This window comes from Streptomyces chattanoogensis (assembly GCF_001294335.1).
Taxonomy (GTDB): domain Bacteria; phylum Actinomycetota; class Actinomycetes; order Streptomycetales; family Streptomycetaceae; genus Streptomyces; species Streptomyces chattanoogensis.
Genome location: NZ_LGKG01000046.1, coordinates 101,877 through 113,730, shown reverse-complemented (window position 1 = coordinate 113,730; position 11,854 = coordinate 101,877). Strand labels below are relative to the sequence as shown.

Below are 11,854 nucleotides of genomic sequence, written 5' to 3'. Positions count from 1 at the left end.
CCCCCGTACATGAGACGGACCCACGTTCCTCAAGTGCACCACAAGCCCACCCTGAGACAACGTCAGAGTGTGCTTTGAGGCTGTACCGTTACAGATCGCCAATGCGTGATTACGGTTGCGGCAGGGAGCTGAGGGTCAGCGGTCGAGGACTGGCGCGCCCTGCCGGTCCGCCTCGAGGGCGCCAAGGCAGACGGGACCAGACGCGACGGCCGGCCGTGGGTGTTCGCGTGGGTGGGCTGACAACGCCGACCCCGTGGCCGCTCGCGCCGCCCGGGCCGACGCGGCTGCTCGGCGAGCTCAGTCCGCGGGTGAGAGTCGGAGGCGGCCGTCACAGCGCCCGCGACGCTCGCCCCCGGCTCCGTCGTAACCCGCCGGGCGGTGCTCATCGCACATCCTCAGCCGCTCACGCCGCGACCCCGCACCGTGACCGACCCCATACGGAGAGTATATGTTTGACCTTCTCAAGGCGCCGTGCCTACGCTCGAAGCCAATGTCTGATTGAGATTGCAACGATCTCAGCGAAGCAGGTCGGAGTCCTGCGAAGCCGCCCCCCGCCTGGCGCGTCAGGGCCTCGCGCGTTCCCGGCGCACAGCGGTGGGGCCAGGAGAACTCCACATTGTTACGCCGATACACCGGCAAGGCACCCCTCCGAGAGGGGACGATCATGCGCGCAAAGACCAGGACTCACCGCATAGCCGCGGCACTGTGCGCAGTGCCCTTCCTCGTCATGGTGGGGGCCGGCGCCGCAAGCGCAGCTCCCGCCACCGCACCGGCAGCCGCACCGTCCCATTCTTCCTCCTGGTACTGCGACGACGACTGGGGCCGCTACTCGGACTGCTGTGACGACTGCGGCCATTACGGCTTCCACCACTATGACTACGGATACGACTACGGCACATACGGATTCGTCATCATTGTCGCCTAGGACTGATCATCCGGGGGCCGCGAGACTCCCGAAGACCTCTCAGCACACGGGGCCGGCCACTACGGCCGGCCCCCCGTCCGTGCCCCACTCGGACTGGCGGACGCCGAGCACCGACCCCCGGGCAGAGGCGAGAGGGCCCCGAGCCAAAGGTGCGGACGCCTGACGGCCTGCACCCATGCCCTGGCCGGCGGACCGCTCTCAGCGATGGCCGCCCGCCAGGGGCTTCGCCAGGTCGGAACGCCGGCCTCACCCGCACCGTGCGGCATCCCGCTCCGCGAAGAAGTGGGCACCGGCAGCGGCCACCAGTACCCCGACGATCATCTGCACCGAGTAGGTCAGGCTCATCGGCGGTGCGGGCAGGTGGGGGTCACCAGCAGGGGCGGTCAGTGTGGTCAGCGTCAGCCAGCCGCCCCAGCCCGCCAGCGCGCCGGAGCCGATCCAGGCGGCGGCCAGCGCCGCCAGCACGGGGACACGGCGCCCGCGACCATAGGCGAGCAGCAGCCCACCGGCGAGGGTGAGGGCGGCGAACAGCACGTAAGACGCGTCGTTCACACGAGCGTCGAGGTCCTGCGCCGCGGCCCGCCCCGGGCTCAGGCCGAACGTGCCGCCGGCCGCCCACACCAGATGCATCGCACCGGCGAACAGCGCCAACGCGCTCGCCATCCCCGCGCTCAGCCGACGGGCGGACCCGGTGGGGGAGGGCGGCAGCTCCCCTATCCGCCCGTGCCACAGATGACCCCAGCGCTCCCTGGCGTACCGTACGAACAGCGCGCCGAGCGTCAGGGCCTGCACGATGAAGCCGCTGTAGACCACACACCACACCCAGGGATCGAGCAGCGCATCGGCGCGCCCGCTGGTGACCGCACCGCCACGCATGAGCGAAATCAACGTCTGGACGGGGAACGCCGCGACGACCGGCGCCAGCAGCCCCGACGCGCACCACATCGGCACCACCAGCAGCCAGGACGGCACCCGCCGCCCCCAGGGCCGCGTCAGCAGAAACGCCAGCAGGACCACCACACCGTCCATCGCCACAGTGAGCCCATTGAGCACCATCAGCGAGTCGCCGTCATGGCGCAGCGCGCTGCCCTCGGGAATACCGATACGACTCCCGGCCGCCCAGGCGACCTTGAGGGAGAGGTACGGGAGGCAGGCAACGATCGCGGTGAATCGCAGCACCTCGCCGACTCTTCGGCGCGGGGCGGGAGCGGAGGCGGAGGCGGAGGCGGAAAACGGAACGGCGACGGCGCGACGGCCGGTACGGATGGTCATGGCAACCACCTTTCCGGCCCCGCTCCCCCGTCGCCTCGTCCACACCGACGACCGCCTCCGCCGCACGGGGGAGGCGGTCCAGGGTCTTTGTTGGGAAAGTGCTGGTCGCTGAGCTTCCCCCGGCCTACGGCTCTGGCCTTGCCCCTCAACAGCCCGCGGCGCCCGCTCTCTTCGATTGCAGAGGCAATCGACGGTCCGGCATCGTTCAAGGCACCGCCCGCTCTTGTGGGCCCATCTGACGAGGAGGCGCTCCATGGCTGTCGTTCCCGTGCGTCGTCTGGCTCTGCTGGGGGGCGGCTTCTCCACCGACGACGACGGGCTGCTGGACGACTGGGTGCTCGGTCAGGCACGCACGTCTCGGCCCAAGGTGTGCTTCGTCCCCACGGCCAGTGGAGACGCCCCGGCGTACATCGAGCAATTTCTCACGGCATTCCAGCCACGCCACTGTGAGCCCAGTGTCTTGCCGCTGTTCCGCAGGGAGCTCGATGACGACACGCTGCGCACGTTCCTGCTCTCTCAAGACGTCGTCTACGTCGGCGGCGGCAACACCGCCAACCTGCTGGCGGTCTGGCGTACGCACGGCGTGGATCAGCTGCTGCGCGAGGCTTACGGCCTTGGAACACTGCTGTGCGGAATCAGCGCCGGCGCCAATTGCTGGGCCGAAGGCTCGCACACCGACTCCTTCGGACCACTGACGTCTCTGCCTGACGGGCTCGCCCTGCTGCCCGGCTCGGTCTGCCCCCACTACGACAGCGAACCGGGCCGCCGCCCCTCCTACCAAGCGGCCGTGGCAACCGGCGTGCTCCCCGCCGGGTGGGCACTGGAGGACGGCGTCGGCGCTCTCTTCACCGACGGCGTCCTGACGGAGACAGTGACCCGCACACCACGGGCCCACCTGTACCGGGTAGAGCCGGACGGGGCCAGCAGAGCCAAGGAGCGAGCCCTGCCGGGTCGCCTGCTCACTGAAGCACAGTGATCCTTTCATCGGTCTCCGGCGGGGCGCGGCGCCGGGGCCCGGTGCCGACGGCCAGAGCGTCGACCCATTTGCCGAACTGCTTGGCGTAGGCCGCATAAAGGCAGGGGCCTGCAAAGGGCGACAGCACCAGAACAGCGAAGACCTCACGTACGGGAATTCCGCCTTCCTCCGCGGGCGCGAATATCCCGGATGTTCGCCGGCTGATCCCACCCTGCACCGACCGACATACCTTTCCGAACGCACCTAACTGGCCTCAGGAAACAGCCAATCCATCGCCAGGCGCGGGCGCGCGGGCGAGCCGTGTGCGCTCAGCAACCGGAGCGCCCTCCAGACACCGGTTCGGCCGCCCCACCCGTCAACCTCATCCGTCAACCTCGTAGGTCTCCGGAACCCCCCACATCCCCTACAGCCCCTTCCCGCCCCCTCCATCCGACAGCCTCCACCGACAGCCGCCGCCCCCGCCCCTGCACCAGTTACGACCTCGATGCTCACTTCCTCGCGTCTTCGCAGGTCAACAACACCTTCCCGTTGACGCAGCAGCGGATCACCCTTTTCTCAATTCCGCTGGCTCCCCGGCGAATCCACGGGCTAAACGATTCTTCTGGATTTCGCACATGCGTGCAGTTGTGTGTTATACGCACTCACGCCACACAAGCACCCTGACCCCGCTATGCTCGCTGTCGCGCAGCGAGTTGTGGCGATTTCCATACGTCGCCGCTGGCTGTCGTGGTGCCGCCGATCGCACAAAGGCTCGGGCGTCCTGGGACCCGGTCTCATGCGTGGGAAACGCCGCCTTGGAATGCGCTGCGGCCAAGCATTTTGGTGAGCGTGATTCCACGGTCGTCGATCTTCTTCAGGCGGCCTTCCCCTGGTGCCCATATACGCCATGTATGTCGCCCTATCCATTCCATTAGTGGTCTGAGGATGCCGATGGTTCGTGCTGGTTCGTCGCCCGAAGGGTCGAGGCCCGCCTCCGCCCCGATATGGCTGTTGCCCTCCGTACTTGTGGCCGTGTGTACGGCCGTGGCCGTGTCGTTGACGCCGTCAATGGCGCGTGCCCATGTCGCCTGGATCGGCGTCATCGCGACGGTGGCAGTGGCCGTCGCAGCCGGGGCGACGGCACGCCGGGGGCGTGCGCTCGAGGAACTGCGTAAGCAGTACGCCGAGCGGGAGTCCACCCTGAAGGGCCACCTGGTCGAGCAGGAAGCCGAAACCGTACGGATGGCCAAGGAGACCCTGCCCGCGGCCATGGCCCAGCTTCAGCAGGGGGCACGGGCCGAGGAGGTGCTGCACAACGTCGTCCAAGTCTCCCGCGTCAGCCCCGAGTTCGAAACCGCCCACCGGGCGGTGCTGCGCTACGTACTCGAGGCCGTCGAGGCCGAGGAGGACCTGCGCGACTCCGCCCAGCGGGCCTTCGTCAACATCGCCCGACGTGTCCAGGCCATTGTCCACCAACAGGCCCAGGAACTCCGGGAGATGGAGGACAAGCACGGCCAGGACCCGGAAGTCTTCGGCGACTTGCTGCAGCTGGACCACCGCACCGCGCTGGTCGGCCGGCTCGCGGACAGCATCGCCGTCCTCGGTGGGGCCCGGCCGGGCCGCCAGTGGCAGCAGACCATCCCGCTGTTCAACGTGCTCCGCGGTGCAATGTCCCGGATCATCGACTACCAGCGCGTCGATCTGCACTCCGTGGCCGAGGTCGGCATTCTCGGACGCGGGGTCGAGCCGTTGATCCACGCCCTGTCCGAGCTGCTGGACAACGCCACTCGCTATTCGCCGCCCCAGACACGAGTCCATCTGACCGCGACCGAGATCCAGACCGGTGTGGCCATCGAGATGGAGGACGCCGGGATCGGCCTGACCGATGAAGCCCGCATGCGCGCAGAGCAGGCCCTGGCACAGGACTCCCCCACGGGAATCGACCTTGACGACCTGGGTGAGTCACCGCGGCTCGGCCTGGCCGTAGTCGGCCGACTGGCCCGTACGAACAACTTCAGGGTCTCCTTCCGGCGCTCCGCGTACGGCGGTGTGCGCGTCGTTCTGATCGTCCCGCCGGAGCTGATCACCGCGACTCCGGTGCCCGGTGGGGCGTTGGCCAAGGCCGCTGTCCTGCCGCCGCCCCGGCACCGCGGCGGTCCGATGCGTCGCCCGGAAGTGGCCGCCGAGGAGCCCGTGCCCGCCGCCGCTCCGCTTAGCGCCAACGGCCTCCCGCAGCGCAGGCGCCGTACCCGCGCCGTGATTCCGCCCATGCGGCAGAAGCCCGCAGCCCCCACCACGACTGGATCCAGGACCCCGGTGTCGGACGCCCCACCCCCACAGGCCGGGATGTGGCTGGCCGCCTTCCAGGAGGGCATCTCCGGCGAGCCCCGAGCTGAGTCCCCAGAACAGCGTCCCGATGGCCTGAGCGACAAAGAGTCCGAGCGTAACTGAGTCATTAGGTAAGGATGAGTAAGTAAGTGGTGACACAGCAGCGGCTCAATATGAACTGGATGCTTGAGGGCCTGGCGACCAGTGTTCCGCACACCCGTGATGTCGTGGTGCTGTCCTCGGACGGTCTGTGCATGGCTCAGTACGGTACGGACGAGGACACCGCGGACCGCCTCGCCGCCGCCTGTGCCGGTCTGCAGAGCCTGTCGGCGGCCATCGCCACGGAATTCCCGCACGGGGACGGGCGGATGAAACTCGTCGTCATCGAGGTCAACGGCGGCTTCTTCTATCTGATGGCGGCCGGCGCCGGAGCATATCTGGCGGTGCTGGCCGATGACGACGTGGACGCCGGCCTCATGGGACAGGGAATGCGGGACTTGGTCGCCCGGATCGGTCAGCACCTCACCAGTCCGCCGCGTGCCGACCGGCAGGTCCCATGAGCGACTCGAAACCGGAAAAACGCCAGAACTGGGAAGAGGGCGCTCCCGAGCGTCTCTACGTCCTTACGTCCGGCCGGAGCGCGCCGGCCGAACCGGCCCCCCTGGACATGGTCACGCTGATCGTGACCCGGAACCGGCCCACTTCGAGCATGCAGCCCGAGCAGGCCACCATCCTCCGCATATGCGACTACCCGCTGTCGGTCGCCGAGATCTCCGCATACGTCCATGTGCCGATCAGCGTGGTCACGGTACTGCTCGCGGAGCTGCTGGGGAGTGGCCATGTCGAAGCCCGGGCGCCGATCCCGGCCGCGTCGTTGCCCGATGTCGAACTTTTGGAGGCGGTGATGCATGGACTGCAAAATCTCTGAGCCCGTCGTTGGTCCCCGGAGCGAAGACACCCTGCCGGCCTCGGCCTCCACCGCGGTCAAGGTAGTGATCGTCGGTGGCTTCGGGGTGGGAAAAACCACCCTGGTCGGATCGGTCAGCGAGATCCGTCCGCTGACCACCGAGGAGACCATGACGCAGGCCGGTGTCGGGGTGGACGACATCGCCGGAGTCGAGCGCAAGACCGAGACGACCGTGGCGATGGACTTCGGCCGGATCAGCCTCAGTGACGAACTGGTGCTGTATCTCTTCGGCACCCCGGGCCAGCAGCGCTTCTGGTTCCTGTGGAACGGCCTCTTCGAAGGCGCGCTGGGGGCAGTGGTCCTGATCGACACCCGGCGCCTGGACGACAGCTTCGATGTGATCGGCCGGCTCGAGGAACGCGGACTGCCCTTCGTCGTCGCCATCAACGCCTTCCCGGACGCCCCTTCGTACCCCATGTCGGAGCTGCGCGCGGCCATGGATCTCCCCGATGACGTACCCATGGTCGATTGCGACGCCCGCGAACGCACCTCCAGCCGCGATGCCCTGCTGACCCTCATGCGCTATCTGTACGCCCTTACCACCACAGCCCCGGAGCCCCGGTGACCACGTCTTCCGCAAACCAGCCCAGCACCTCCTCCGCATCTGGACCGCCTCCGGAATGTCCCGCTCATGCCCGGGCCGGGAACACCGACGGACTGGCGCGGCTCTTCGGGCCCGAGGCGGTGAACGATGCGCCGGGCTTTTTCGAACGACTTCGCGCCGAGCACGGCGCCGTGGCGCCTGTTCTCGTGGACGGTGACCTGCCGGCCTGGCTGGTCCTCGGCTACCGAGAGAACCTCGAAGTACTGCGTACGCCGTCCCGGTTCTGCCACGACTCGCGTATCTGGCATTGCTTCAAGGAGAACAAGGTCGCAGCAGACTCACCGCTCATGCCGGCCCTCGCCTGGCAGCCCATCTGCCTCTTCATGGACGGCGAAGAGCATGAGCGGCTTCGCACCGCGATCACTGAGAGTATGGCGCGATTCGACCGCCGCGGGATCCGTCGCTGTGTCACCCAGTCTGCCAATCAGCTGATCGATGACTTCATCGCTGATGGAGAGGCTGACCTCGTTGCCCAGTTTGCGGAGCAATTGCCCTTGCGCGTCGTGACGCAGCTCCTTGGAATGCCCGAGGAGTCCGGCCCGGGGTTGGTCGAGGCCACCCGAGACCTGCTCAAGGGCACCGAGACGGCTTTCAAGAGCAACGAATACCTCGTGGAGACTCTGGAGCAGCTCGTTGCCAAGAAACGAGCAAGCCCTGGTCCCGACTTCACATCATGGCTGATGGCTCACTCGGCCAAGCTCACGGACGAGGAAGTCCTGCAGCATCTGCGGCTCGTCGTCATCGCCGCGAACGAGAACACCACCAATCTGACCGCGAATACCTTGCGCATGGTGCTCACCGATCCCCGCTTCCGGGCATCGCTCACGGGCGGCAGCATGACCCTGCCCGACGCGCTGGAACAAATGCTGTGGGACGAGCCGCCGACCACAGTGGCGCCCGCCAGGTGGGCCACCGGCGACACGGAACTGGCCGGTCAGTCCATCAAGGCCGGCGACATGCTCCTACTCGGTCTGGCCTCAGGGAACGTCGACCCTGTCATCCGCCCCGATCTCTCCGTACCGATGCATGGCAACCGCTCCCACCTCGCCTTCAGCGGCGGTCCGCACGAGTGCCCGGGCCAAGAGATCGGTCGGGCCATTGTCGACACAGGAATCGACGTCCTGCTGATGCGGTTGCCCGACCTCGACCTGGCCGTTCCCGAGAGCGATCTGAACTGGGTGTCCCATTGGATCGCCCGCCATCTGACTGCGCTACCAGTGAAGTTCACTGCGGGTGCCCAGAAGAAGCACCCCGCATCACCCAGTACATGGGGGAACGATATGCCCAGCAAGCACGCCCTCCAGCATTCCAGCGCCAACGACCCGGACGTCGCAGATGAGACTCTCAGGGCGGCCCCCTCTGCCCGCACGCCCAGGGCACATTCGTCCTGGTGGGGCCTGTTGAAAGGGTGGCTGCTAGGAAAATAGCTCTGTCACGGGAGCGCATGTTGTATGCCTCTCGAAACTGCAATAGTCGCATGCCGGGGCACTGATGCATGTAATTCAGTGCCCCGGCATGCACTTATTCATCAATACAGGATGATGGTGTGCGTTGAACACCTGACGAGCTTGTGCATGCTTGGCGGTGAGGCGTCGAGCTCTCCATCGTCGATCATGGTCGTGTGGTGGGGAACATGACTCGTGCAGCGCTCATCAGCGACCGACAGATCGACGGACTGTGCGCGACGCCAGCCCGTACGAATCTTCCCCAAGAGCCCGTAGAGGCAGGGGACTGCAGTCGCGAGTGGACCTTGCTTCCGTGACTCATGGGGAGAACGCTTCCCAGCGCTCCAGAAGGCTTCATCTTTGGCATGGCTTCATGTGGCGGTTTCTGCCTTGGCGCCGAGGAGATTTCCTACGTACCGGGCTTCTTTCAGCTGGTCCTCCTCCGGCTCCATGTAACGCCGGGTCCGGGTGGCGTAATCGTGATCGCCTCGTACCAGCTCACGGTAGGCGGCCACGCACCTCAAAACCACCGACCGGAGATGGCCATCCGCTCCGAGTGCCTCCAGTTGGTCAGGAACCTGCTCCTCGAAGGCGATCACTCGTTTGACATGCTGCGTGACCAGGTTGTTGACGCGCTCGACGGCTTCTTGTGTTGTGCACTGCGTGTCTTCCTCCACGAGGAAGACCGCGTTGTGGGTGTACGCGGCAGCACGCTCTTTGCGAGCCGAGAGAAGATCGTTGTACAAACCAATCCTCTGGCAGGCCGCATTGCGAAGTTTCTTCAGGGCCGGCAGCCGCCGCACTGCCTCTGGAAGATCGATGCCGCATGCGATCTCGCACATGTCGAGGTACATGGGCATCCCCACCGAGTAGAGGCGGTGCAGCTGATAGTCGTCGATCGACGGGAGTCGACCGCTCGTCCGGTCGACGGACTCCGCGTAGTACGTCCACAGCCACGCGCTGACGTCATTTCGGAAAGTCCTGCGCCAGCTCGGAGATCGGTCGACGACTAACCGGTCCCAGAGATCGAGCAGCGCCTCACCCAGAGGGCTGGCAGGCTTCGCTCCATACATGACGGCCGCGATCCCCTCGATCGCCTCAGCGCCCAAGGACGGCACCGATCCGGCCGGCCCGTCATCGAACTCGTCATCGAGGATGAACGCCCATGCCGTCCACTGAGAGATCAGGGCAACGACTTCGGGTGCCGCGTGCGGGTAGTACAGAGCGGTGACCAACTCAGGCTGAGTCCGTCGGAGATAGCGTCGAGTGGCCGCTGCGGGGCAGATGCCGACTTCGTCGAGCCAGAGCCAAGTCGCTGCCCCGGCTTCCTCCACTGCCGGGTTGGCTTCCAACGGAGGGAACGGCATGTAGAAGTCGATGTTGGAGAGACTGAAATCGGAAGTCATCAGCGCCTCACCGGCGGCCGCACGAGCATCCACCAACAGCAGTCATAACATTCCGTCTCGGCAGTGGCACAGGCCCCGACACACGGAAGTTGGCCCGAGGCACAGCGCCAACAGACCCCAAGATCAATCGCGGGCTAGCAAGTAGGCGGTATGACCGATCTTCACAGTATGGCGCGGCTTGTGACACGGTAATGCTCCTCAGGGACCTGGTAGAGCATCTGGCGGACTTGCCTGCGTATATCAGCTGTGGGTTCCAGCGCTTTCGTCCATCGGGACAAGAATTGCGCAACGTCGCACTGGCGTACAGAGGTAGTCGTGAATCAGTCAGCGAAATGCGCCCTTGCCTGCCGCATGAGCATGGCGTTGCCCGGTGGGGCAGGAGTGGTCCCGCACGGCTCAGCCGGCACCATCCGCAACCGGGCGACTGCCGAGAGGGGCTCAACTGTTGGGGTGAGCAAGGCACTTCGAGCACACGGCCGAACTACTGGCCCCTCACCCTCTGACCAGCTACACACCACCGTCACGGCCGGTTAGGGTGGCGACGAGGCTCGTGAGTTGCGTGTTGTGGACGAATCGACGGTCACGGTGCCTTACGGAACCGGGGGGATGCCGTGCAGCCGACAGCACATTCCGTACGCGCCATGAACAGGCTCACCGAGCGGTGGGCAGCTACCGGAGTGGGGCACGGCGGGACCACCCTCTCGGCTGTGAGTCTGTGGCCGCTTCTTGCCTTTCTCGCGCACGCTGCCGATGGGCCGGCGCGGGCCGAACTGGAGGATGCGACAGGGCTGCCGGCTGCCGAGGCCGCCGGAGCCGCACGCGGCTTCCTCGAGGCGCTGGGGTCCATCCGTGGCACGCGTGCCGCGCTTGGACTGTGGACCAGGGCCGCCCTGCCGCTTCACGCACGGTGGACGTCACAGCTGCCCGCCGGAACGGCCGGTACCTTCACCGGCGATCCGGCGGCCGACCGTAAATGCCTTGACGCATGGGCCGAGCGTCACACAGGCGGCCTGATCCGCAGCATGCCGGTCGTGCTGGACGAGGACACCGAACTCGTCCTGGCCGCCGCGCAGACGGTGCGGACCCGCTGGCTACGGCCGTTCCACGAGACGGAGATGGTCCCCGACAGCGGTCCGTGGCAGGGGCGTTACCTCCTCGGGCTGTGCCGCACCACCTCGCTCCCGGACCGGGTGGCCGTGGCGGAAACCCCGAGCGGACCTGTGACGGTGCTCAAGGTGCTCGGCGACACCGGCGTTGACGTCCACCTCGTCATGGGCACACCGGACATGACGCCCTCCCAGGTCCTGTGCAACGGAATCGGCACGCTCTCCGCCATCGGCGCCCCGGTCCCGGGTGACCGTCTTCCCTTTGGTGAGGCAGGCCCGGGGCTGCGGGTGTCGACCGAGCGCAGTCGCACCCCGGAGCCCGTGCTCGACGTCCGCACCGTCCCGTTCCGTCTCGAGGCAGATCACGATCTGCTGGAACGGCCCGCGCTGTTCGGCCTGTCGGCGGCCATGGACAGAAGCCGCGGGCACTTCCCGGAGGTCAGCCCGGAGCCCCTGGCAATCGGTTCGGCCCGCCAGGCGAGCCTCTCGGTCTTCGACGCCGAGGGCTTCGAATCGGCCTCCGTGACGGCGTTCGGGGCGCTGGCCGCCGGGGTGCCACCGCCGCCGCGGTACACGGTCCGCCGCATCGAGGCCGTCTTCGACCGTCCCTTCGGTTTCCTGACCGTGCACCGCACTTCGCGTCTGGTGATGGCGGCCGGGTGGGTGGCCGAGCCGGTCCCCTTCCCCGAGTACGACGAGCACGACGAGCACGACGAGTCAGACGAGTCAGACGAAGGCGACCGCCCGGATACGGCGCAGTCCGCGGCCGGGAAGAGGGCCGTGGCATAACCGCACCGCTCGACGGCCTGGCCGTCAATCCTGCCGTCCCAACTGACCTGCTGCTGC

General features: G+C 66.9%; 10 protein-coding genes. 8 read left to right on the top strand and 2 right to left on the bottom strand.

Translation table 11 applies throughout. The features are described 5' to 3' along the window. Positions 1-664: 664 nt before the first annotated feature. Positions 665-925 carry a hypothetical protein gene (locus ADL29_RS08090; protein ID WP_157878424.1) on the top strand — a complete coding sequence of 87 codons (261 nt, stop codon included), beginning with the start codon at positions 665-667 and terminating at the stop codon, positions 923-925. Positions 926-1,171: 246 nt separating this feature from the next. Here the strand turns inward: ADL29_RS08090 and ADL29_RS08085 are convergent, their stop codons facing one another. Next, positions 1,172-2,197, bottom strand: coding sequence for a hypothetical protein (locus ADL29_RS08085; protein WP_245689222.1), 1,026 nt, complete (start codon positions 2,195-2,197; stop codon positions 1,172-1,174). A gap of 253 nt (positions 2,198-2,450) precedes the next feature. Between ADL29_RS08085 and ADL29_RS08080 the strand changes: the two genes are divergently transcribed. The 6 genes from ADL29_RS08080 (at position 2,451) to ADL29_RS08055 (ending at position 8,478) form a co-directional block, all read left to right on the top strand. Next, positions 2,451-3,173, top strand: a complete 723-nt coding sequence (locus tag ADL29_RS08080; RefSeq protein ID WP_053923027.1) for a Type 1 glutamine amidotransferase-like domain-containing protein — start codon at positions 2,451-2,453, stop codon at positions 3,171-3,173. Positions 3,174-4,103: 930 nt separating this feature from the next. Continuing rightward, positions 4,104-5,603, top strand: a complete 1,500-nt coding sequence (locus ADL29_RS08075; RefSeq protein WP_053923026.1) for an ATP-binding protein — start codon at positions 4,104-4,106, stop codon at positions 5,601-5,603. A 50-nt stretch (positions 5,604-5,653) separates the two neighbouring features. Beyond that, positions 5,654-6,040 carry a roadblock/LC7 domain-containing protein gene (locus ADL29_RS08070; protein ID WP_046924996.1) on the top strand — a complete coding sequence of 129 codons (387 nt, stop codon included), beginning with the start codon at positions 5,654-5,656 and terminating at the stop codon, positions 6,038-6,040. Then, a complete protein-coding gene (locus tag ADL29_RS08065; RefSeq protein ID WP_053923025.1) occupies positions 6,037-6,408 on the top strand; it encodes a DUF742 domain-containing protein in 372 nt (123 codons plus the stop codon). Before ADL29_RS08070 ends, ADL29_RS08065 begins: the two co-directional genes overlap by 4 nt. Then, complete coding sequence (locus ADL29_RS08060; protein WP_046924998.1) at positions 6,389-7,012, top strand: GTP-binding protein; 624 nt, start codon at positions 6,389-6,391, stop codon at positions 7,010-7,012. The genes ADL29_RS08065 and ADL29_RS08060 overlap by 20 nt, the downstream gene beginning before the upstream one ends. Next, the gene (locus tag ADL29_RS08055; RefSeq protein ID WP_245689221.1) at positions 7,009-8,478 is read left to right on the top strand and encodes a cytochrome P450; all 1,470 of its coding nucleotides are present in this window, start codon (positions 7,009-7,011) and stop codon (positions 8,476-8,478) included. Before ADL29_RS08060 ends, ADL29_RS08055 begins: the two co-directional genes overlap by 4 nt. 389 nt (positions 8,479-8,867) lie before the next feature. Here the strand turns inward: ADL29_RS08055 and ADL29_RS08050 are convergent, their stop codons facing one another. Beyond that, positions 8,868-9,935, bottom strand: a complete 1,068-nt coding sequence (locus tag ADL29_RS08050) for a terpene synthase family protein (protein WP_157878423.1) — start codon at positions 9,933-9,935, stop codon at positions 8,868-8,870. A gap of 674 nt (positions 9,936-10,609) precedes the next feature. Here ADL29_RS08050 and ADL29_RS08045 point away from each other — a divergent pair. Next, entirely contained in the window at positions 10,610-11,797 is a 1,188-nt protein-coding gene (locus ADL29_RS08045; RefSeq protein ID WP_425424209.1) for a serpin family protein, read from the top strand. Positions 11,798-11,854: the final 57 nt, after the last annotated feature.